23 protein-coding genes are annotated in these 21,904 nt (G+C 72.7%); 7 read left to right on the plus strand and 16 right to left on the minus strand.

Going from position 1 to position 21,904, the window contains the following annotated elements; genetic code table 11:
- Positions 1-227 precede the first annotated feature (227 nt).
- Positions 228-1,079: a YhjD/YihY/BrkB family envelope integrity protein gene (locus FHS34_RS30435; RefSeq protein ID WP_184971341.1), complete on the plus strand. Its 852-nt coding sequence runs from the start codon at positions 228-230 to the stop codon at positions 1,077-1,079.
- A gap of 135 nt (positions 1,080-1,214) precedes the next feature.
- On the opposite strand, the gene FHS34_RS30440 is transcribed toward FHS34_RS30435, so the two are convergent.
- From FHS34_RS30440 to FHS34_RS30460, 5 genes are all read right to left on the minus strand, one after another.
- Positions 1,215-2,183 (minus strand): adenosine kinase, encoded by a 969-nt coding sequence (locus FHS34_RS30440; RefSeq protein WP_184971343.1) that lies wholly within the window; start codon positions 2,181-2,183, stop codon positions 1,215-1,217.
- A gap of 166 nt (positions 2,184-2,349) precedes the next feature.
- Positions 2,350-2,697 carry a hypothetical protein gene (locus FHS34_RS30445; RefSeq protein WP_184971345.1) on the minus strand — a complete coding sequence of 116 codons (348 nt, stop codon included), beginning with the start codon at positions 2,695-2,697 and terminating at the stop codon, positions 2,350-2,352.
- Positions 2,698-2,839: 142 nt separating this feature from the next.
- Positions 2,840-3,514 (minus strand): ScbR family autoregulator-binding transcription factor, encoded by a 675-nt coding sequence (locus FHS34_RS30450; protein WP_184971347.1) that lies wholly within the window; start codon positions 3,512-3,514, stop codon positions 2,840-2,842.
- 153 nt (positions 3,515-3,667) lie between these two features.
- Positions 3,668-4,441: an SDR family NAD(P)-dependent oxidoreductase gene (locus FHS34_RS30455; RefSeq protein ID WP_184971348.1), complete on the minus strand. Its 774-nt coding sequence runs from the start codon at positions 4,439-4,441 to the stop codon at positions 3,668-3,670.
- On the minus strand, positions 4,438-5,157 hold the full coding sequence (locus FHS34_RS30460) for an HAD family phosphatase (RefSeq protein ID WP_184971349.1): 720 nt from the start codon (positions 5,155-5,157) through the stop codon (positions 4,438-4,440). The genes FHS34_RS30455 and FHS34_RS30460 overlap by 4 nt, the downstream gene beginning before the upstream one ends.
- 579 nt (positions 5,158-5,736) lie before the next feature.
- On the opposite strand from FHS34_RS30460, the gene FHS34_RS30465 reads away from it, so the two are divergent.
- On the plus strand, positions 5,737-6,702 hold the full coding sequence (locus FHS34_RS30465) for a ScbA/BarX family gamma-butyrolactone biosynthesis protein (RefSeq protein WP_225817690.1): 966 nt from the start codon (positions 5,737-5,739) through the stop codon (positions 6,700-6,702).
- 147 nt (positions 6,703-6,849) lie between these two features.
- On the opposite strand, the gene FHS34_RS30470 is transcribed toward FHS34_RS30465, so the two are convergent.
- Positions 6,850-7,608 (minus strand): SDR family NAD(P)-dependent oxidoreductase, encoded by a 759-nt coding sequence (locus FHS34_RS30470; protein WP_184971371.1) that lies wholly within the window; start codon positions 7,606-7,608, stop codon positions 6,850-6,852.
- Between the two features lie 115 nt (positions 7,609-7,723).
- A complete protein-coding gene (locus tag FHS34_RS30475; RefSeq protein ID WP_184971373.1) occupies positions 7,724-8,482 on the minus strand; it encodes a maleate cis-trans isomerase family protein in 759 nt (252 codons plus the stop codon).
- A gap of 206 nt (positions 8,483-8,688) precedes the next feature.
- On the opposite strand from FHS34_RS30475, the gene FHS34_RS30480 reads away from it, so the two are divergent.
- From FHS34_RS30480 to FHS34_RS30495, 4 genes are all read left to right on the plus strand, one after another.
- Positions 8,689-8,874, plus strand: a complete 186-nt coding sequence (locus FHS34_RS30480) for a lysine biosynthesis protein LysW (RefSeq protein WP_184971375.1) — start codon at positions 8,689-8,691, stop codon at positions 8,872-8,874.
- 5 nt (positions 8,875-8,879) lie between these two features.
- Positions 8,880-10,166: a pyridoxal phosphate-dependent aminotransferase gene (locus FHS34_RS30485; protein ID WP_225817689.1), complete on the plus strand. Its 1,287-nt coding sequence runs from the start codon at positions 8,880-8,882 to the stop codon at positions 10,164-10,166.
- A 50-nt stretch (positions 10,167-10,216) separates the two neighbouring features.
- Positions 10,217-11,458, plus strand: coding sequence for an MFS transporter (locus FHS34_RS30490; RefSeq protein WP_184971377.1), 1,242 nt, complete (start codon positions 10,217-10,219; stop codon positions 11,456-11,458).
- Between the two features lie 78 nt (positions 11,459-11,536).
- Positions 11,537-12,466, plus strand: coding sequence for a fumarylacetoacetate (FAA) hydrolase (locus tag FHS34_RS30495; protein WP_184971379.1), 930 nt, complete (start codon positions 11,537-11,539; stop codon positions 12,464-12,466).
- Between the two features lie 339 nt (positions 12,467-12,805).
- Here the strand turns inward: FHS34_RS30495 and FHS34_RS30500 are convergent, their stop codons facing one another.
- The 9 genes from FHS34_RS30500 to FHS34_RS30540 form a co-directional block, all read right to left on the minus strand.
- Entirely contained in the window at positions 12,806-14,467 is a 1,662-nt protein-coding gene (locus FHS34_RS30500; RefSeq protein WP_184971381.1) for an AMP-binding protein, read from the minus strand.
- Positions 14,464-15,582 (minus strand): Glu/Leu/Phe/Val dehydrogenase dimerization domain-containing protein, encoded by a 1,119-nt coding sequence (locus FHS34_RS30505; protein ID WP_184971382.1) that lies wholly within the window; start codon positions 15,580-15,582, stop codon positions 14,464-14,466. Before FHS34_RS30505 ends, FHS34_RS30500 begins: the two co-directional genes overlap by 4 nt.
- Positions 15,583-15,631: 49 nt before the next feature.
- Positions 15,632-16,195: a type 1 glutamine amidotransferase gene (locus FHS34_RS30510; protein WP_184971385.1), complete on the minus strand. Its 564-nt coding sequence runs from the start codon at positions 16,193-16,195 to the stop codon at positions 15,632-15,634.
- Between the two features lie 11 nt (positions 16,196-16,206).
- On the minus strand, positions 16,207-17,004 hold the full coding sequence (locus FHS34_RS30515; RefSeq protein ID WP_184971387.1) for an amino acid kinase family protein: 798 nt from the start codon (positions 17,002-17,004) through the stop codon (positions 16,207-16,209).
- Positions 17,001-18,059 (minus strand): N-acetyl-gamma-glutamyl-phosphate reductase, encoded by a 1,059-nt coding sequence (argC, locus tag FHS34_RS30520; protein WP_184971389.1) that lies wholly within the window; start codon positions 18,057-18,059, stop codon positions 17,001-17,003. The genes FHS34_RS30515 and argC overlap by 4 nt, the downstream gene beginning before the upstream one ends.
- A complete protein-coding gene (locus FHS34_RS30525; RefSeq protein WP_184971391.1) occupies positions 18,056-18,904 on the minus strand; it encodes an ATP-grasp domain-containing protein in 849 nt (282 codons plus the stop codon). Before FHS34_RS30525 ends, argC begins: the two co-directional genes overlap by 4 nt.
- Before the next feature lies 1 nt (position 18,905).
- Positions 18,906-19,091 (minus strand): lysine biosynthesis protein LysW, encoded by a 186-nt coding sequence (locus tag FHS34_RS30530; protein ID WP_184971393.1) that lies wholly within the window; start codon positions 19,089-19,091, stop codon positions 18,906-18,908.
- Positions 19,092-19,207: 116 nt separating this feature from the next.
- Complete coding sequence (locus FHS34_RS30535; RefSeq protein ID WP_184971395.1) at positions 19,208-20,359, minus strand: LeuA family protein; 1,152 nt, start codon at positions 20,357-20,359, stop codon at positions 19,208-19,210.
- Positions 20,360-20,642: 283 nt separating this feature from the next.
- A complete protein-coding gene (locus FHS34_RS30540) occupies positions 20,643-21,383 on the minus strand; it encodes an SDR family NAD(P)-dependent oxidoreductase (RefSeq protein WP_184971397.1) in 741 nt (246 codons plus the stop codon).
- Between the two features lie 101 nt (positions 21,384-21,484).
- Here FHS34_RS30540 and FHS34_RS30545 point away from each other — a divergent pair, with 101 nt between their 5' ends.
- On the plus strand, positions 21,485-21,892 hold the full coding sequence (locus FHS34_RS30545) for a MerR family transcriptional regulator (protein ID WP_184971399.1): 408 nt from the start codon (positions 21,485-21,487) through the stop codon (positions 21,890-21,892).
- Positions 21,893-21,904 lie beyond the last annotated feature (12 nt).

Below are 21,904 nucleotides of genomic sequence, written 5' to 3' on the forward strand. Positions count from 1 at the left end.
ATGCGGCACATGCCGGGCGTACGAGGGGTCCTCCGCCGCGTGCCGGTCCTCCGCCGCGTGCCGGGGGGGGCGGCCCGGCGGACGGTCGCGGAGCGCGTCCCGCGTCGCGGCGGCGTCCGGGCGCCCGATCGGTCCAGCCCGGCTCGCCTCCTCCGCGGTGGACCGCTTTGACTGTCGTACGACGAGGGCTGTCCGCCGGCGGGGCAGCGCACCGGTCGGGAGGCGGTATGGCCTGGACCGCGCGGCTGAAGGGTCTGCGTGCCGGCGCCGAACGGCGATTCCCGGTGCTCGCCGAGCTGGCGGCCCGCCTGCTCTCCGCGAACCTCCTGGACGCGGCCACCCGACTGGCGGCTCAGGCGTTCCTGGCCTGCGTCCCCCTGTTGTTCGCCATCGCCGCGTTCGCTCCGCGCGGCGTCCGCGACCAGCTCTCCGACTCGTTGCGCTCCCTGTTCGGCCTGACGGGGCCGGCCGAGCAGCAGGTGCAGCAGGTCCTCACGCCGTCCGCCGACGGCAGCCTCAAGGACACGACCGGGATCATCGGTCTGGCGATCGTCCTGATCTCCGCGACCAGTTTCAGCCGTGCCATGAGCCGGGTCTGCGAGCGCGCCTGGCGGCTGCCGAAGGCCGGCGCCCGGATCGCCGCCTGGCGCTGGGTGGTCTGGCTGCTCGCGCTGGTGGTGGTCGTCCTGGTGCAGGGCCCGGTCCGCGAGGGTTTCGGCGTCGGGCTCTGGCTCGGTACCCCGCTCGTCTTCCTGGTGGGCATCGGGGTCTGGCTGTGGACGCAGCACCTGTTGCTGGCCGGCCGCGTCGGCTGGCTGCCTCTCCTGCCGGGCGCGCTGCTGACCTCGGCCGCCCTGACCGCGCTCAGCCTGACCGCACGGCTGTACATGCCGGGGGCGCTCAACCGGTCCCTCGCGGAGTACGGCTCCCTCGGCCTGGTCCTCGTCCTGCTGTCGTGGCTGATCGTGGTGTCCGCCGCGATCACCTTCGCGGTGACCATCGGGGCGGTGCTGGCCCAGGAACCGTCGCTGCGCCGGCATCCGACGACGAGGGCGAGGCCGGGGGCGAGGAAGCCGTGACGCCGGGGCGCCCGGTGTTTTCCGGGCGCCCCGTGGCCCTGGAAGTCCTCCGAGGCCGGCGTGCGTGCGCCGGGCGCCGGCGGAGGCCGGCCGCGGCAGGGCCGGCCGCTGCGGGACCGGCCGCTGCGGGACCGGTCAGTCCAGGCCGGGGATCAGGGCTCGGTCGCCCTCTTCCACCGCGGCCGGCGTGGCGGCCGGGGACTCCGGTCGCGCCGCGCGGGCGAGGAGTTCGGTCCGGGTGATGACGTCGGTGCGGGTGGAGGGGACGGTGCAGGCGTGGGCTCCGGCGATCGCTCCGTACCGGGCGCAGCGCCGCGGGTCCTCGCCGTTCAGCCAGCCGAACAGGAAGCCGGAGGCGAAGGCGTCGCCCGCGCCGTTGGAGTCCACCACCGGGGCCGGGGGCTCCGCGGGCGGTACGTGGATCAGCTCGCCGTCCGCCAGCAGATGGGCGCCCTGCGCACCGGCGGTGGCCACGACGATCCGGGCCCGGCCGCGGGCGGCGATGTCGCGCAGGGTGCGCTCCGGGTCGGCCAGGGCGGTGGCGGACAGGAAGACGAGGTCCGCCTCCAGGGCGAACGGCTCGTGGTACGGGTCGGCGCCGTCCCAGTCGTGCAGGTCGGTGGAGAGGGTGAGACCGGCCTCGCGGAGCAGGGGCAGCGCCTGCGCGCAGGGAGGGGTGATGACGACGTGGGCGTGGCGGCTCGCGGCGGCGAGCTCGCGCACCGTCGCCTCGGGCAGCCGGTCCGACGCGGTCGAGCGGGTGTCGTCGTAGAGGGACAGCCGCCGCCCGTCGGGGCCGACGAGGTTGACCGCGCGCTTGGTGCCCGCGGGCTGCGGGATCGCGGTGAGGGGGATGCCGTGGTCGCGGTGGAGGGCGCGGACCAGGTCGCCCTCGGTGTCGTCACCGATCATGTCGAGGTGGTGGGTGCGCAATCCCAGGGCGGTGAGGCCGAGGGCGACGAAGTCGCCGCTCTGTCCGGCGCGGGCGGTGATGCCCGGCCGGATCATGTAGCTGTCGGCGAAGGCGAGCGGCAGTTCGGGGACGTGGACGACGGTGTCCACGCCCGCCCCGCCCAGGACCAGGACGTCGGTGTCGGAGGTCATCGGTTTCCTCTCGGGCCGTCGCGATCAGCCGAGTCAATCAGCAGCCTCCCGCCGCAGCAAGAACTTGCTGAAAACTACGGCAAGTTCCACGCGGCCGGTCGCGACGGAGACCCGGGCCCCGCCGGGAGCGTCCCGGCGGGGCGGGGCCGGCGCTCGGCGTACCGCGTCACACCGTGCCGACGGCGAGGACGTTGCCCTCGCTGATGCAGGCGTCGGCGTCGTCGAGCGGGTGGCGGGGGCCGGCGGGGTCGGCGAAGCGCTGCCCCTCGGCGCTCAGGCCCAGGTCGAGGGCCTGACGGGCGAGCTGCGCGCAGGCCATCGCGCAGAACTCCCGGGCGGCGTCCGGCAGGGGCGCGTGGTGCTCGATGAGGACGGTCCGCTGGCGCACCCCGGTGAGCCCGGCGCTCTTCAGGTGGCGGTACAGCTCCCGGGAGCGCAGCAGCTGACGGGCGTAGCCGGGGGTGGCGCCGGCGGTGCGGAAGAAGTCGGTGAACAGATCCCGGCACGCTCGCACCGACGGGCACCTGACGCCAGGGGCTCCGGTGCGCATCGCCCCTCGATCCGGGCGAGGGCCGCCCGCCGCCGGCGAGGCGGGCAGGCCGGAGCGGACGGCGAGCCGGTGCGGACCGCGCGCCCCCTCCGTCCGAACGGCCCGTTCAGCGCGTCCGTTCGGCCACCAGCCTCGGCTCCTCCTGATCGGCCCGCATCTCGGCCAGCACCCGGGTCCCGCGGTCCGGGCCGAATTCCAGCTGGGCGAAGATCGCGGGCAGTGCGACGCTGGGCAGCGTGTAGGCGAAGAGGGACGAGATGCGCCCCTCCAGGTCCGTCCAGTCGGATGTCACCTCCGACACGACCTGGGCGCCGATCCAGGAGCTGACCAGGAACCGGCCCAGGTCGCCGGGGGCCACGTGCGGGTAGACCTCGCCGTGCCTCTTGGCGGCGTCCACCATCGAGGCGAACCGCTGCGCCCACGCCTCCCACGGACCACCGTCCGCCAGTTCCTGGAGCTGTGGCTCCATGGCCAGTTTGGCGCCGGCCCGCAGCATGATCTCCTGGGGCAGGCGACAGGCCAGCGCCATCGCCTCGTCGACCAGTTCCTGGAGCTTGTAGGTGCGCACCGGATAGCCCTGTTCCGTCACCTGCTGGGCGAAGATGCCCTGCACCAACTGCTCCTTGGACGCGAAGTGGAAGTACAGGGCGCCCCTGGTGACCTGAGCCTTCTCGAGGATCTGCGCGATGCTGGCACCGTGGTAGCCGTGCTGCGCGAAGACCTCCGCCGCCGCGTGCAGGATCGCGCCGCGGGTCCGGATCGCGCGCAACTGCTGTGCCATGAGTTCGTCCTCTCGTCCGCGCCAGGGCACCCCCCTTGCTGACGCGAATACCCGATCCCCGCCGCACGAGAGCACGCCGGGGAAAAGAAACCAGATGGCAGGTACTTTATCAATCTTGTAAGCCTGGTGACCCCGGGTGTTCGCACCCGAAGGTCACCACGCTCCGGCGCCCCCGTCCACGGCCATGGTGGCACCGGTGACAAAGCTGGCCTGGTCGCTGCAGAGCCACACGGCGACCTGGCCGACCTCCTCCGGATCGGCCACCCTGCCCTGAGGGTTGCGGCGGCGCATCCGCTCCTCCGCCGCGGGGTCCCGGGCGAAGAGGCTCTCGGACATCTCCGAGCGGGTCAGGCCGGTGGCGAGCGCGTTCACCCGGACGCCGTGCTCCGCGTACTGCGCGGCGGCCGCCTTGGTCAGGCCGAGCACGGCGTGCTTGGCGGCCACGTAGGGAGCCCCGGCCGAGGTGGCACGGACCCCGGCGATACTGCTGTTGTTGACGATCGCGCCGCCCGTACCGGCCGCCAGCATGGCCCTGATCTCGTGTTTCATACAGAGCCAGACACCACGGAGGTTCACATCGAGCACCGTGTCGTAGTCGGCGTCGTCCGTCTCGTGCAGGAGGGCCGGTTCGGTCGTCGTGCCGGCGTTGTTGAACGCGGCGTCGAGCCTGCCGTACCGGTCGACGGCGAGCCGCACCGCCCGCTCCACGTCGTCGGAGCGGGTGACGTCGCCGCCGGAGCAGGCGACTTCGGCGCCCTTGTCCCTCAACTCGGCGGCCAGTTCCTCCAGTCGCGGGGCGCGCCGGGCCATCAGCACCAGGGCGGCACCGTGCCGCGCGGCCACCCGGGCCGTCGCCGCGCCGATGCCGCTGCTGGCACCCGTGACCAGCATGACCCGGCCGGCCAGCATCCCCGCGCCGTAGGTCATGCCAGGGCCTTCCCCGCCGCCCGGTCCCAGAGCGTGCCCGCCTCCGTCTCTGCGTCGATCGTCCGCAGCAGCCGGTCGTCGATCTCGTCGAGGGAGCCGACGAGATGGCGGACTCCGGCCTCCGTCATGAGCTGTCGCTGGTGGCCGTGCGCGAAGTCGCTGGGGTGTCCGACGAAGGGGACGCCCAGTTCCCTGGCCGCCTCGGCGACCCGGGCCACGTCGTCGATGAACAGCACCTCGTCACAGGCGAGTCCGGCGACGTCGACCGCGATCTCGCGCAGGCCGGGGCGGATGTCGTTGGTGCACACGTACCGGGGCTCGTCGAACAGGCCGTCCAGGTGGCCCAGGAACCGCTGGAAGTGCGAGGCGTCGAGCCCGCCGTAGCAGACGGTCCGCAGCCCCAGCGCGCGGAGCCTGCGCAGCAGGTCCACGGCGCCGTCGAGGATGCGCACCGGGTGGTCCGCGAGATAGCTCTCCCGCTCCCGCAGGTAGAGGGCGATCGTCTCCATCGGGGTGGTCGACAGCCCGCACGTCTCCGCGAGCACCCGGCCCGCGACCACCTGCGGCTGGGAGAAGATCCGGCGCTCCAGATCGGCGGAGTACGTGCCGCCCCGGCTGGTCACGAAGTGGTGGATGACGGGGCTGAACGTGTCGTTCAGCAGGACGCCGTCGATGTTGAGCGCGGCCATGCGGATCCTGCCGAGCTGCTCGGTCATGGATGTCCTCTCCCCTTCGGACGGTCGCCGCGCGCGAGACGCGGACGGCGACCGGTAAACCTGATGACCGGTCCAGATCTTCACACGCTCCCCGCCGAATAGTCCATGGACCATGGTTCGACGTCTCGGTCACCGGGACGTCTCGCCCGCGCGGAGTGTCCGCAAGATCACATCGGGTGCCCTCGCGGAATCGGCCGTCGGCCTCGCGCCACGGCCTCGTTCCGGGCCACCGGACGCGGCGAGGCGGAGGAAACGGAAGGCCGTGCGGAGCTTCGTAAAGTTGTAGCAATTGCCATGCGAACTTGCGGAGTCGGGGTGGGACGGCGCACATTCGGAGGGAACCGGCCGGGTCCGTTCCGTGCGGGGCGGCACTGCCGCCCAGGGCCCGTGGGGGTGTGCGGGAGGGCGTAAGGCACGCGTCCGCCGCCGAGTCAAGGAAGGCTGGAAAAAAAACCGGTCAGTCCGTACGATGCTGCCCGTCGCGCACCGCTCACTCGTTCAGCGCTCCATCCGAGCCCGCTCCGGCTCGGCCCGTGTTCCGGCAGCTCACCGTCATCAACTGCCCAGGGGGAGAGGCACATGACTACGTTTGCGCCCATCGACAGCATGGTCAGGGACTTCCGGGCGGCACTGCCCGCTACGACACCCGTGGGACTGACCACATTGACGACGACCGTTCCCAAGGAGTACGTCCACCGCGCGGCGGTCACCGAGGTGTTCCTCACCGGGTGGCGGCAGACCGACGCGAACACCTGCACCGTGACGGCCCAGTGGCCGCGGGCCCACTCGTTCTACGGCCCCGCCGCGGGCTTCCACGACCCGTTGCTGTTCAGCGAGACGCTGCGGCAGACCGTCCCGCTGCTGTCCCACGCCGTCTACGGCGCCCCCATGGACCACAAGCAGATATGGCGCGACCTGCGGGTCTCTCTCGAACCGGGGGCACTGCGCGCCGGGACCGTGCCCGCCGAGCTCGAACTGCGCATCCGCTGCTCGGACATCGAGCAGCGGGGCGGCGTGCTGCGCGGGCTGCGGATGGAGGTGACCGCCACGTGTGACGGGCTCCCCCTCGCCACCGCGTCGACCACGTTCAGTTCACACAGCGGGGCGCTGTACCGGCGGCTGCGCGGCGCCTACGCGGACGCCGGGCAGGCGATGGCCGACGCGGTCGAGATGCCGCCGCCGCTGCGTCCCGAACTCGTCGGCCGGGACCGCCCGCACGACGTGGTGCTCTCGCCCCGCGGCGACGACGGCCGCTGGCAGCTGCGGGTGCACACCCTGCATCCGATCATCTTCGACCACCCGAACGACCACGCTCCCGGCATGCTGCTCCTGGAGGCGGCCCGCCAGGCGGCCCAGCACCACCTCGGCCCGGCGCCGGTCCTCGCCACGGGCATCGACGCGGCCTTTCACCGGTACGCGGAGCTGGACGCCCCGTCCTGGGTCACGGCCGAGTCGCTCGGCGACGGCCGCGTCCGCGTGACCGTCGAACAGGACGGCGAGCTCGCCTTCGAGTGCGCGGTGACCACGCACCCGGCCGTGGCCTGAGCCCGCGGGCGGCCGGCCACGGCTCGCGCCGGCGGTGGACTCCGTCGGCCCGCAGGAGCCGTCCGGCCGCCGCCCTTCCCCTCCGCACCGTGAACCCGGGTTCGTGGAAGCACAGTTGCCGGAAGCCGTGCCGGGTGAGCCGGCGGCCTACAGGCGCAAGGTGTGTATGCCGCCGTCGACGGAGAGGACCGTGCCGGTGGTGGCGGAGGACGCCGGCGTGGCCAGATAGGCGATGGCCTCGCCGACCTCCTCGGGCCGCGCCGTACGGCCCAGGGGATGACGGTCGTTCAGCGCGTCCCGCGCCGCCTCCGGGTCGGGCGTCCGCGCCAGCATGCGCTGGATCCAGGGCGTGTCGACGGCACCGGGGGCCACGGCGTTGACCCGGATGCCCTCCCGGACGTGGTCGGCGGCCATCGCCAGCGTCATGGCGTGGACGGCACCCTTGGACGTCGAGTAGAGCACCCGCCGCGGCACCCCGGTCAGGGCGAAGCTGGAGCAGGTGTTGACGATCGCGGCGGCGGGCGACTTGCGCAGGTGGGGCAGGGCCGCACGGGCCAGGCGCACCATACCGATGACGTTAACGTCCAGCACACGCCGCCATTCGTCGTCGTCGTTTGCGCTGACGTCGCCCTGGGCGGCGATGCCGGCGTTGTTGACGACGATGTCGATGCGGCCGAAGCGCGCGACGACCTCGTCGACGGCGGCGCGCACGGAGGCGTCGTCGGAGACGTCGCAGGCGATACCGACGGCGGGGGCGGCGACCTGACCGGAGTCGAGGTCCAGGGCGGCGACGCGCACGCCCCGGGCGATGAGCGCGGCGGCGGCGGCCGCGCCGATTCCGGACGCGCCGCCGCTCACCACGGCCACGAGGGAATCGGACGGCTGCGTTCGGCTGAGGGTGGCCACGGCGTCTCCTTGCGGGTGGGGTGCGGATCGGGATGGTGCGGTTCAGGAAGAGGGGAAGGCCGGTCGCGCGACGAGGCGCAACGGGTGCCGGCGAGGCCTCGCCGCGGGGCGGGGCTCAGCGCCCCGCACCGCGCTCCAGCCGTTCCAGGAGGGGATGCACCTCGGCGCCGGCTGCCCCCACCGTGCGCCTCGCCCACCAGGCCGAGGCGAGATTCGACGTCAGGAGCGTGCTCCGGCCGAACTCCCGGTCGAGTTCGGCCAGGGCGGTGAGCGTGCCCATGCCGGTGCCGGTGAACAGCACGACCCCTTCGTCCGGCAGACCGGCCTCGCGTACCTGCGTCAGGAGCGTCCTGGTCGTCACGCGGTAGGGGTCGAACTCGTGCTCCTCTGCCGCCCGGCCCGGCACGGCCGGGGCGAGGACGACGGTGTCGACCTTGAGGCCGGCCTGCTCCCAGAAGGAGCGGGAGGTCTCCGTGAGCCACGGCCAGTACGGCGAGACGAGCGTCAGGCGGGTCGTCCCGAACTCCTCGCACACGGCGAGGATCGCCTGCGTGGACGACTGGACGGGAAAGCCGAGACGTTCCGACAGTTCGGCGACGAAGGCGCGGTCGCCCTGTGGATTCAGCAGGTAGTGCGAGGCGTTGCACGCCACCACGGCAGCGTCCAGACGCATACGCCCGAAGGCGGCCAGCGTTTCCGGCAGCACCTCGTTGTAGCTCTCCATCGTCTCCTTCACTCCCATTCCCGGGGTCAGCGGGAAACGGGAGGTGTACACATTCATCTCGGAGCCGATCAGACGGTGGAACTCCGGCTCGGCTATGGGGTTTTCGGGAGGAACGACAAGGCCGAGACGGGGCAGCGGGAAAATGTCCATGGCCGCAGATTAGAGGGCGTGGGCGGCATCGGCGGGCGTATTACACGCACCTTGACGCGGCAGCACGCCATTCTTGCAACTCCTTTCCGTCTTGACATTCCTTGACAATCCCCTACAGACATTTGACGGCACGGCACTTACTCGTTCCCGTATTCCGGTGGAAAGTAGGGGACCGCATCCCGAACCCCAGCGAACGGAGTCGGCCCATGTCCAGCGCCACCCTCACCGGCGCCTGCCCCGAGTGCGAGACCGAACTGACCGTGCCGCCGGTCGTCCAGGGCGAGACCCTGTCCTGCCCCGAGTGCATGCTCACCCTCCGCGTCGAGGGCGTCGAGGACGGCGCGCTGACCCTGGAGATGGTCGAGGTCCAGCTGCGCGACTGGGGCCAGTGACAGCCATGACCGGTGCCCCGCCCGTTCCCATGTCGGCCACCCTGGCCGCCGACGAGGTCCTGGCCCGCAGGCGTCGGGCCGGGGAGCAGGTCCTGCCCATGGCCGGCGGGGAGATCGGGCTGCCCGTGCTTCCCGCGCTGCGCCGGCGACTCGCCGCCGCGGCGGGCCTCAACGCCTACGGGCCCGTGCCCGGAAGCCACGCGCTGCGCGCCTCGGCCGCCGGGTACTGGGGCCGGCGCGGCCTCGGGACCGATCCGGGACTCGTCGTCGCCGGACCGGGCAGCAAACCCCTGTTGTTCGCGCTGCTGCTCGCCATCGGCGGGGACGTGGTCGTACCCGTACCCGGTTGGGTCAGCTACGCCGCTCAGGCCCGGCTCGCGGGCGCGCACCCCGTCCCCGTGGCGACCGCTCCGGGCCAGGGCGGGGTGCCCGACCCGGAACGGCTGCGCACCGCCGTGGCCGCGGCGCGGGCCGCCGGCCGGGATCCCCGGTGCGTGGTGGTGACGCTCCCGGACAACCCGACGGGCACCGTCGCCTCGCCCGGCACGGTACGCCGCCTCGCGGACGCGGCACGGGAACTCGACCTCGTGATCGTCTCCGACGAGATCTACTGCGACCTCGTCTGGGACACCTCGGTGCCCGCCGAGTCCCCGGCCCGGCACGCCCCGGAACGCACCGTCGTCACCACCGGGCTCACCAAGAACCTGGCGGTCGGAGGCTGGCGCACCGGAGTGGCCAGGCTGCCCGACAGCGATACGGGACGTTCTCTGCACGGCCGCCTCGTCCCGGTCGCGAGCCAGATCTGGTCCAGCCCGCCGGCGCCCGTGCAGGCCGCGGCGGCGTACGCGTTCGGCGAGCCACCGGAGATCGCCGCGCACGTCGCGGCCTGCCGCGCGCTGCACGAGAGGGTGGTGCGGGCCGTCGCCGGCCGCTTCACCGGCGCCGGGGCGGACCTCGCTCCGGTGCGCGCCACCTGCTACCTCTACCCGGACTTCGGGCCGCTGCGGGACCGGCTGGCCCACACCCACGACGTGCACGGCGGCGAGGGACTGGTGCGGTTCCTCGGCGAGCGGCACGGCATCGGGGTGCTCCCGGCCGGCGCCTTCGGCGAGCCCGGCGACCCGCTGCGGATCCGGGCCGCGACCAGCCGCCTGTACGGCGAGGACGACGAGCAGCGCACCACCGCGCTCGCGGCCCCTGACCCGCTCGAACTGCCGTGGATCCGCCGGAACCTGGAGCAGATCGGCGCCGCGCTGGCCGATCTCACCGGTTCCCCGGTCACCGGCTCCTGATCCGCCCTCCCCGTCCGGCCCGACCCTCACACCGAAGGTTCAGCATCGTCATGACAAGCGCCGAGCCGTCCACCGGCACCGCCGCCCCTTCGCTCCCGCCGTCCGACGCGACGTCCGCCGCGGACCCCAAGCTGCCGCTGGCGGCCCTGCTCGCGCTGGCCGTCGCGGTGTTCATCACCAGCCTCACCGAGACCCTGCCCGCCGGACTGCTGCCCGACATGAGCGCCAGTCTGCACACCGGCGAGTCGGCCACCGGGCAGACGGTGACCGTCTACGCGCTCGGGACGGTGCTCACGGCCATCCCGCTGTCCGCGGCCACCGCCGGGTGGGACCGCAAGCGCCTGCTGCTGACCACCATGGCCGGCTTCGCCGTCGCCAACACCGTCACCGCGCTCTCGGTCAACTACCCGCTCACCCTGGTCGCCCGGTTCGTCGCGGGCGTCGCCGCCGGGCTGGCCTGGGCCCTGCTGGCCGGCTACGCCCGCCGTATGGTGGCGCCCCACCAGGAGGGCCGGGCCATGGCCATCGCCATGGCCGGCATCCCCGTCGCCCTGTCCCTGGGTGTCCCGGCCGGCGCCTTTCTCGGCCGGGTGGTGTCCTGGCAGGCCGCCTTCCTCGCCATGACCGCCCTGACCGTGGTGCTGCTGGGGTGGATCACGGTGGTCGCGCCCGACCACCCGGGCCGGCGCACCGCGGGCACGATCCCCGTGCGCGGCACCCTGCGCGTGCCCGGTGTGACGCCGGTGCTGGTCGTCACCCTGGTCTTCGTCCTGGCCCACACGATCCTCTACGCCTACATCGCCGCCTTCCTCGACCACGCCGGCATGGGCGGCCAGGTGGACGCGGCCCTGCTCGTCTTCGGCGTCGCCTGCCTGGTCAGCATCTGGGCCGTCGGCACCTGCATCCACGCCCACCTGCGCACCCTGACCGTCGCCGCCACCCTGCTGGTGGCCGTCGCCGTCGCCGTCATGGGCGTCTTCTCCGGCACCGACGCCCTGGTGTACGTCGCCGTCGCCCTGTGGGGGCTGGGCTGGGGCGGGGTGCCGACCCTGCTGCAGACCGCCGCCGGTCAGGCCGGAGGCGAGTCGGCCGACGCCGCCCAGGCCATCCTGGTGACCCTGTGGAACGTCGCGATGGCCGCCGGAGGCGTCGCCGGCGGCCTCCTCCTCGACGGCGTCGGCGCCGACGCCTTCCCCTGGACCGTGCTGATCCTCCTGGTCCCCGTCCTCGCCGTCGTGCTCGCGGCCCGCGCGCACGGCTTCCCTGCCCGGCGTCCGGCCGGCCCGAGCTGACGGGCCGCCCGGGGCGACGGACCCCCGCCGCGCACCCACCGAAACATCCGCCGATTCCTGAGGAGACCCCTGACAGCCATGTCCATCATCTTCGAGTGCGAGTACCAGGGCCGCCGGTACGCGGGCCACGGCATTCCGGCGACCGGCAGCACCCTCACCCTGTTCCCGGTGGCCGACGGACAGTTGCGGGCGGCCCTCGTCGCCGGCCGGGGTCCCGAGGACCTGGGCGCCGCCCTGCCCGGGGACGGCGAGCGCATCGAGGTGGCGCTCGGCGACCCCGGCCTGAGGTTCCTCCCCCCGCTGCTGCCGACCGCCTCCAACAACTCGCTGGTCAACGGCTTCATGGGGACTCATCGATCCAAGTTCGACCGCGCCCCGGAGCCCGACGAGGAGTTCACCCCGCCGAACTACTACATCAAGGGCTTCGGTTCGTGGCTGCGGTTGCCTGACGAGCCGCTGACCACCCAGTCCGACCCGGTCTGGCTGCTGGAGGAGCCCGAGGTCGTGCTGGTGTACGCCAACGACGAGCAGGGCGTCCCGCACTACGCCGGGTACACCTTCGGCAACGACCTGAACGACATCGGCCTCCACCTGAAGAACCCGTGGGCGTGGACGCCGTACGCCAAGCTGTGCGAGACGTCCATCGCGCCCTGGCTGTTCCTCGGCACCCCGCCGGAGACGGTGACGGGCACCGTCACCATCGAACGCGACGGCGGCCAGGCGTGGCGGGGCGACTTCTCGTGCGGCGCCGACTCCCTGTTCCACCGGATCCCGGACATGGCCGACTACCTGTTCCGGCATCCGCTGCTGCGCCGGCCGGGCCTGGTCAACTACCTCTTCCTGGGCGCCGACAAGGCCACCTATCACGACGGTTTCCGGATCGAGAACGGCGACCGCATGGTCCTCGACGTGTCCAGCCACGGCGTCGTGCTGGCGAACGAGGTCCGGTACGGAGCCGCGGCCCCCGAACAGCACGGTTTCCCGCGGCCGGAGTCCGAACCGGCGTAGCGGACCGGACCCGTACAAGAGCGCGGCGGCACCGCCCCGGGGCGGTGCCGCCGCGCTGTCGTGTGCGCACGTGCCGGACACCGGCGGGCGCCGGGCGCGTACCGAGCGGCAAGGCACCGGGCACCGGGCACCGGGGGGGAAAGCGTCCGGCCGGGCGTCACGGCGGCGGCCGGTGACGGCGGCGAGGGTCGCGCGCCCGGTGGAGGAACACCCCAGGAAGGAGACCCCCGGCGGGACGGGAAGGCGAAGGGCACTCGGCCAGGCGTCGCCGGGGTGCGGGTACGGCTGTGCCCGCCACGGCTCGGACGGCCGTGGCGGGCGCATGGGCGGCGAGGGGGCTCAGTCTCCGCCGAGGCGTCGGCGGAGTTCGGCCTTCCTGACCTTGCCCGTCAGGGTCTTGGGCAGGGTGTCCACGAGGTCCAGCCGGTCCGGCAGGAAGCGCGGGTCCTGGCCGCGTTCCCGCAGGTGCTCGCGGATCTCCCGGAGCGTGGGCCGGGCGCCGCCGCGCGGTACGACGACGGCCACGACCGGGTCGTCGGTCCGTCCGTGCGGGCCCACCAGCGTCGCCTCGGCGATCTTCGGGTGCGCGGCGAGGATCGCCTCCAGCTCCGCCATGGGGACCACGGCCCCGTCACGCAGGATCGCGTCCTTGGCCCGGCCCAGCACCCGGATGCCGCCGCGGCCGTCCGCACGCGCCACGTCCCCGGTGTCGAACCAGCCGTCGGCGGTCAGCTCGGCGTCGAAGGCGTCCTGGTTGCGGAAGTAGCCGAGGGCCCGGGACGCGCCCCGTACCCGCAGCCTGCCCACCTCGGCCCGCTTGTCCGGGTTGTCGCACAGGTCGATGCGGATCTGCATCGCGTCGATGGGCCGGCCGTGGCTGTGCGCGGACCAGTCCTGGTCGTAGTCCAGCCGGCTGATGGTGATGGGCCCGAACTCGGACATGCCCCACACCGAGTAGGTGGTGGTGTCGAACGTGTCGCGCAGCTCGTCCACCAGCTCCTGGAGGACCGGCGCCGCCCCGGTGACGGTGTGGCGCAGGCTGGGCACCTCGTGCCGGTCGGCGCGCTGGGCCGCGGCCACCCCGAAGAGCGTCGCCGGCGGCCCGTACAGCAGCGTGGCCCCGTACCGCTCGGCCAGGTCGAGCAGGCTGGTGTGGTTGCGCCCGTCCTGGAAGGCGACGGTTCCGCCGAGCATCACCCCCGCGAGGATGCCCTGGCCGAACCCCGAGTAGTGCACCAGCGGCGTGGTGACGACCGCCACCAGGTCGTCGCGGAGCAGGAAGGTGTCGACGTAGCCCCGCACGCCCGAGTGGACGGTGTTCTGGCTGTGCACGACGCCCTTGGAGAAGCCGGTCGTACCGGAGGTGAAGAGGATCACGAACGGTTCGTCGGGACCGAGTTCGCGGCCCTCCAGGTCGTCGAGGTGCTCCTCCTCCCAGGGCACCGCGACGAAGTGGTCGTGGAAGTCGACGGTGCCCTCGGGGCCCCGGCCGCCGACCACGACCACGTGTTCCACTGCCAGTTGGGGCCGCAGCGCGGTGATGCTCGCGGCGAGCGGGTGGTCCTGCCACTCGGCGAGGGTGACGCACACCCGGGCGCCGGTGAGCTGGAGGCGGTGGCTCAGTTCGGCCTCCTGGCACTCCGGCGCGATGGGGCAGATGACGGCGCCGACGGCCATACAGGCGTACATCAGCGGCACCATCTCCCACCGGTTGGGCAGCTGGACCGCGACGACGTCCCCGCGCCGCACGCCCAGTTCCAGCAGGGCGCCGGCGAACCGGTCCGTCAGCAGGGAGAGTTCGGCGTAGTCGAGGGTGTCGGTGCGGGCCTCGTCGAGGCGGCGGCCGGCGACGGCCAGCTTGCGCGGGCGTATCCGGGCCTGCCGGCGCAGGTCGTCGAGGAAGGTCTCGTCCCGCCACCAGCCGCACGACCGGTACTCGGCCGCGCGGTCGGGGGCGGGCACCGCGGCCGGGGCCGCGGCCGGGGCGTAGCCGGTCGTCATCGGAGTTCTCCACGTCGGACATCGAGCAGTTCGGGCAGCGGGTCGCCGGCGCGCGCGGCGGCGATCTCCAGCAGGGCCCGGGTGTTCTCCCGTACCCGGTCGCCGATCCAGTCGAAGACCCACGCCTTGCGGGCGTCGGCGGCCAGTTCGAAGGGGACGACCCGGGTGACGGCGAGGGCGGCGGCGCCGGCCCCGCCGATGTTGGCGATGACACCCGGTACCAGCGTGGCGCCGGCCGCCCGCGCCTTCTCCCGCGCCTCGGCGTCGGAGGCGAGGTTGGCGCCCTCGACGACCAGGCCGGCGCGCAGCCGGTGGGCGTTCTCGGCGTTCAGCGCGTGCTTCTGGGCGGCGAGGACCAGCACGTCGGCGTCGATGTCGAGCCAGGCGTCCGGCGTGCTGGTGGTGGTGACGTGCTGCGGCAGCCGGGAGCGGTCGATGCGGCCGAACTCGTCCGTGACGGCGATGAGTTCGGCGACCGGCAGCCGGTCGGCGCTGATGGTGCCCTGCACGTCGGCGACGCCCACGACGACATGGCCGCGGTCCTCCAGGAACCGCGCGACGGCGCGGCCCACGGCGCCGAAGCCCTGCACCACGACCCGGGCGGCCTCGCCGCGGCCGCTCGCCTCCAGCGCGGTGACCGCGGCGACGCCGACGCCGTGCCCGGTGACGTCGATGAGCGGCTCGTAGTAGGTGCGCCAGTCGACGGGCATGTCCGGGGCCCCCGGGCGGTACCGCGGGTCGTAGCCGGCCTCGTCGAAGAACACGGCCCGGTCGGCGGGGGTGACGCCCATGTCGATGCCGAGGTGGATGCCGCCATGCAGCAGCGGCTTGACGGTGCGTCCGAAGGTGCGGAAGGTCTGCTCGCGGTCGCCACCGTCGGAGACGATGCCGCCCTTGGCGCCGCCGATGCGCAGGCCCGCCAGGGTGAACTTCTGGGTCATGTCGCGGGCCAGGCCCGCGACTTCCTCCACGGTGACGCCGGGGGTCATCCGGACGCCGCCCATCGCCAGGCCGTCGACCAGCGTGTCGATGACCACCCAGCTCCTGATGGTGCCGCCGCTGCCGTTCAGGTGGACGACGAGCGCGGGATCCTGTGTGTTCTCTGCATCACTCATTGCCAAGTACTCCAGTCGTCGAAGTGGGTGACGGTCCGCGAGAGTCCGCTCACTGGTAGAGCTGGGCGAAGCCGCGGAGGATCTCCAGGCCGTCGCCGCGGAACTCCAGGTGGGCCTGCGAGCCGTGGATGCGGCCGTCGTCGGAGCGCAGGAACTCCACGGGGGCGTGTTCGGAGCGGCCGATGGAGCGGAAGCCCTCCGGCGCCTCGCGGAGGTAGAGGGTGTGCCGGTGGAACACCGTCACCGTCGGCTTCACATGGGTGAAGAGCGGCTCGTCCTTGTCGACCTGGACCTCGTAGCCGCCGACCCGCTGGGGGCCCTCCGCCAGCCGGCCCCCGGCGGCGACGGCGAGGATCTGCATGCCGCCGCAGATCCCGAAGACCGGGACGTCGGAGGTCATGACGAGGTCGACGAGCGGCTTGTAGTAGTCCTGGTCGTAGGCGCGCACCTTGGTGCCGCTGAGGACGATCGCCTGGTAGCGGCCGTCGAGCCGGGACGGTACGGAGGCCGCGTCGACGGTGTCGGTGTCCGAGCCCAGCGTCTCGAAACGGCCCCGGAGCTGAGGCAGCGACAGTGTCTTGTTGTTGACGACCAGCACACGAGTTTTCGCCACGGTTGTGCTCCTCAGGTTCGGGTGATGACGGTGCCGGTGCGGGCGGCGAGCAGGTCCGAGACGGGTGCGCTGCCGATGACGACCCGCTCCACGCCCCGGTCCAGGGCCTCGCCGGCGGCGCGCAGCTTCTTGCGCATGCCTCCGGTGGCGCCCTTGTCGCGGAACTCGGCCGCCGCCTCCGCGGTGATCTCGCGCACCGGTTGGCCGTCGATCAGCAGGTGCGCGACGTCGGTGACGAGGATCAGGTCGGTGGCGCCGGTGGCCCCGGCGATGGCGGCGGCGGCCCGGTCGGCGTCGGTGTTGACCTCCCGGCCCGCGCTGTCGCGGGCCAGGGGCGTGACCAGGTGGGCGTGGCCGGGCCTGAGCTTCGCCAGCGGCGCCGGGTCCACCCCGGTGATGGGGCCGACGAGGTTCTCCAGTTCGACCAGTCGCTTGTCCTTCCACCACCAGCGCTCGCCCTCGCCGGCGGCGACCAGGCCGTCGCTGCCGAGCAGCCGCTCCGCGGTGATGTCACGCCGCTCCAGCCGGCGCAGGACCTCCGCGCCCAGGTCGGCGCTGACGGTCTTGATGTCGGCGATGACCTCGGGTGTGGTCCAGCGGCTCTGGTTGCCGTAGCGGTCGCGCAGGATCGCCGACGGCTCGCTGTAGCGGGGGCTGAGCGCCTTCAGCGGCTTGGACCAGCCGTGCACGAGGACCAGCGGGCGTTCCCGGCCGTGCCGGGCGAGGTCGTCCCACCAGGAACCGTCGAGGTCGGCCAGGCAGCTCCCGCCGAGCTTGACCACGGTCGGGGCGTGCTGGATGCCGGTCATGCGGGCATCACCGGCTGCATGGTCAGGCCCGTCTCCTCGGGCAGCCGGAACCGCTTGTTGACGGCCTGCACGGCCTGCCCGGCGGCGCCCTTGACCAGGTTGTCCAGGGCGGCGAGGACGACGATGCGGCCCCCGTCCGGGTCGTGCATGGCGGTCACGTCGCAGTAGTTGGAGCCGAGCACGGCCTGCGGATCGGGCACCGGGATCAGCGTCTCGTCGTGCCGGCGCACCCGGACGAAGGGGTGCTCCTTGTAGAACCGGAAGTACGCGCGCTGGAGCGTCCGCTGGTCGACCGGGTCGTCGGTGTACACGTAGGAGCTGGCGAGCAGTCCGCGCACGTGCGACACCCCGTACGCCGACATGGCCAGGGAACCGACGCTGCCCGGCTTGCTGCGCCGGAGGAAGTCGCCGACCTCGGCGGCGTGCCGGTGCCCGGTGGGGGCGTAGGGCGCGATGGCGCCGTTGCGCAGCGGGTGCAGGTCCGGCACGCGCAGTTGCAGGCCGCCGCCGCTGGAGCCGCTCTTGCCGTCCACCACGACCGTGCGCAGATGCAGGCCGAGACCGAGGGTCAGCGGGGCGAGGCCGAGGGTGATGGCGGTGGCGTAGCAGCCGGGCACCGAGATCAGCGCGGCGTCCACCAGCTGGTCGCCGACGAGTTCGGGTACGCCGTAGACGAACCGGTCCGCCAGTTCGGTGGCGCGCTCGGCCTTGGCGTACCAGCGCCGGTGGAGCTCGGGGGTGCGGATGCGGAAGGCGCCGCTGAGGTCGGTCACGCACGGCACGCGGTCGGCCAGCTCGGCGGCGAGCCGCGCGGACACCGGGGCGGGCGTGGCCAGGAACACCACGTCGCACTTCTCGGCCACCCGGTCGGCCGTGACGGGCTCGACGGTCAGGCCCAGGTCGAGGCGGAGGCCCGGGTGCAGTTCGGCGGGCCGGCGGCCGGCGCTGGAGTCGCCGCCCAGGAAAGTGAGTTCCAGCTCCGGGTGCTGGCTGACCAGTCGGATGAGTTCGCCGCCGGCGAGTCCGGACGCGCCGACGATTCCCACACGGATCATTCGAGAGTCTCCTGGACGTAACGGACGACGACCGACGCGATGTCGGTCCCGGTCGTCGATGCCACTCCGCGCCAGGCGGGGGCGTGGTTGACCTCGTTGACGAGGTAGCCGGATCCGGTCTTGAACAGGTCGACGCCGTAGATGCCGCTGCCGAGGCGGTCGACGACACCGTCCACGATCTTCTGCACCTCGGGGTCGTGCGCCAGCGCCCGGCTCTGGCTGCCCAGGGCCGCGTTGCTGCGCCAGTCGGTGCCCGCGCTCTCGAACTCGGCGGCGGCGACGATGTCCCGGCCGACGACCAGGCAGCGGATCGAGCCGCCGCCGAGGTAGGGCTCCACCAGGCAGGCCTGCTCGAAGGCGTGTCCGAGGTCCTCGACGTAGTCGTACACGGACTGCGCCAGGTCGGAGTCGCGGACCAGGGTGACGCGCTTGCCCATGCCGCCGTAGACCGGCTTGAGCACGACGGGGACGCCCAGTTCGCCGAGCGCGCGCTCGAAGTCCTTGCGGGACAGGGCGAGCCGGAAGTCCGGGACGGGAACCCCGGCCTCGCGCAGCACGGCGCGCAGGACGAGCTTGTTCTCGCAGGAGTGGATCGCCTGGGCGGAGTTGAGGACCCGGAAGCCGTCGGCCTCGGCGAGGGTGGCGATCAGGCCGCCCCGGGTGTAGCTGCGGCTGCGCACCATGACGGCGTCGTAGCCCTTGAGCGACTCGGCGTCCCGGTGACCGGCGCACAGGGACTCGTCGTTGACCCAGTCGAAACGCACGCCGAGGTCCGGGCCGGTCTCGATCAGCCGGCGTTCCTCCCAGCCGACGCGGTCGGCGACGACTGCTACGCGGCCGGCCATGTCACTGGCCCCAGTCGCGCAGCTGGACCTCGACCATCTGCAGGCCCAGCCGGCCGTTCTCGATGCCCTCGATCCGCAGCGTGAGCATGCACTCGGGGCAGGACAGGGTCTCGCCCACGACCATCTCGGGCACGGTCAGGTCGGTCTCGCACTCGGGGCACGAGCCGGTGAGGACAGCGGTGCTCATGGAACGACTCCGATCAGGTGATGAATACGGCGGGTGCGGAATGAAGAAGGAGGTGCGGGGACGGTCCCGGTGCGGTAAGGACGAGGTGCGGGGACGGTCCCGGTGCGGGATCGTGCTCAGGCGGCCTGGAAGTCGATGGCGGCCTTGCGGACCGCCTCCTGGTCCAGCACCGGGCGTCCGGCGAGCTCCTGGCGTTCGATCAGCCAGGCGGTGAACGCCTCGACGTCCACGGCGATGTCCGAGCCGGCGAGCGCCCACTTGACGAGCGCCGGGGTGAGCCGGGTACGGACGCGCAGCTCACGGCTGTTGCCGACCAGCTCGGCCGGCAGCGTCTCGTACGCCTCCGGGTTGCTGAGCTGGCCCGGCAGCTCGTAGGCGAAGGCGTGCGGGGTCGTCGGGCCGGACTGGAAGGCGTCGCCGAGGCCGGCGCCCCGGAGGGCGGCCCGGGACAGCTCCGTGAGGTGGGTCAGGTCGAACCGGGTGTCGCCGTGGATGACGCGCAGCGAGGTGAGCAGCTCGGCCAGGGGCGCGTTGCCGCCCCGCTCGCCGATGCCGCCGACGGTCGCCGAGATCCAGCGCGCTCCCGCGCGGACGGCGGCCAGGGAGTTGGCGACGGCCATGCCGAGCATGTTGTGCGAGTGGATCTCGATCTCGGAACCGTCGATCGCGGTGAGCCCGGAGATCACCTCCTCCATCTGCCAGGGCGACAGGTAGGCGACGGTCTCCGCGAGCCGGAACCGGTCGGCCCCGGCCTCGAAGCCGGCGGCGACGTAGGGAATCAGCCGCTCCTTGGGGGTGCGGGCGCCGTCCTCGCCGCTGAAGGTGACGTGGAAGCCGCGGTCCTTCGCCTGCGAGATGGCCGAACGCGCCAGCACCTGGAGGAACTTCGCGCTCGGCGAGCCCAGCTTCAGCCCGGCGTGCTGCTCGGAGGTCGGGATGGAGTACATGATGTGCCGCACGCCCAGCCGCTCGGCCTCGTCGAGGGCCTTCGCGACCTGCTCGCGGTCGCGCACCACCAGGAGCGTCATGCTGCGCTCGGGGCCGATCGCCTCGTGCGTGGCGAGGACCAGGTCGGCGTCCTTGGAGTCCGGGCCGGACACCATGCCCACCTCGACCAGGTCGATCCCGGTGCGCACCAGCAGGTCCGCGATGACCGCGGCGTCCTTGGGGCCGAATTCGACGCCTCCCATGTGGGCGGAGTCGCGCAGGGTCGCGTCGGACAGCTGGGGAAGCCCCGGAAGGCTCCCGTCGTTCTCCGGATCAGCCATTGCGTTCCCTCCTTGCCGGGAGCCTGCTTTTCGCGGGCTCCGCGCTGGATTTACGCTGCCTCGAACATGCTGCGCGACGCTCTGCAAAGAAGCCCTGCGCCCTCTGTCAGAGCTGTGTCAAGGGCTGTCAGGGAATGTCACGCCGGGCAAGCCGTGCGAATAATTCAGGCTCGGAATGAATTCCGGAAACGGCTTCGTCCCCCGTCCGGCAAGCCGAAACGGCCCGCCGCGGAATGCGGCGGGCCGTTTCACCCGGTCGACGGGGCGACTTCGGGGGGTGAGGTCAGGCGGTGTACCCACCGTCGACGGCGAGGGCGGTGCCGGTGATGTAACGGCCGCCCGGACCCGCCAGATAGGCCACCGCGGCGGCGATGTCCTCGGCCTCTCCGTAGCGTCCGAGGGCGGTGAGGGAGCGCTGCCAGTCGGCGGAGTCGCCGTCGGCCGGGTTCATGTCGGTGTCGATCGGCCCGGGGTCCACGACGGTGGCGGTGATCCCGCGCGGTCCCAGCTCCCGGGCGAGGCCCTTGGTCAGCCCGATGAGCGCGGTCTTGGCCGTCGCCTGGAGGACGAAGTTCCCGGCGGGGACACGCCCGTTGAAGCATGAGCCGACGCTGATGATCCGGCCGCCGTCCCCCATGTGGCGGGCGGCGGCCTGGGCGGCCAGGAACACCGAGCGGACGTCCACGGCGAGCACCTGGTCCAGGTGCTCGACGGTCACCTCGTCCAGCGGACCGTAGGAGAGGAAGCCGGCGTTGTTCACCAGGATGTCGATGCCGCCCAGCTCCCGCACCGTCTGCTCCACGGCCTCCGCCGCGTCGTCGGGACGGGTCAGGTCGGCCCGGACGACCGCGGCCCTGCCGCCGTCCGCCTCGATCCGCTTGGCGACCTCGCGCGCCTGGTCCTCGGCCTGGACGTAGGTCAGCGCGACCGCTGCGCCCGCGTCGGCCAGCCGCTTCGCGATCGCCGCCCCGATACCGCGGCTGCCGCCGGTCACCAGCGCCACCTTGCCGGTCAGGTCACTCATCGCTGCTTCCTCCGTAAACGACTCGATGTTCCTCGACCGCTACGCTAGAAGTTGACACCGGCGTCAGATTCAAGTCCTCGCGTGGAGGGGTCGGGTGGGAGATGCGGATCGGTGAACTGGCCCGGCGCAGCGGGGTGAGCGAGCGGTCGCTGCGCTACTACGAGGCGCAGGGTCTGCTCAGCGCCGAGCGCACCCCGGGTGGCCACCGCGACTACGGCGAGTGGGCCGTCGACCGGGTCATCCGCATCCAGGCCCTGTACGCCGCGGGCCTGAACAGCAAGAAGATCGCGCAGCTGCTCCCCTGCATGCGGGACGGTGACGGCTCACCGAGTGACAGCGCGACCCCCCGGCTGGTCGACGAGCTCACCGCCGAACGTGAACGTCTCGACCGGTTGATCGCCGACCTGGTCCGCTCGCGTGACGTCCTGGACGACATCATCGACACCGCGTCGACGGGCCTGGAGGCCGCCCCGCTCACCGGCAGCGGCGGCCGCCCGCCGGGTCACTGAGCCGTCGCCGTC

Source organism: Streptomyces echinatus, from assembly GCF_014203595.1.
Taxonomy (GTDB): domain Bacteria; phylum Actinomycetota; class Actinomycetes; order Streptomycetales; family Streptomycetaceae; genus Streptomyces; species Streptomyces echinatus.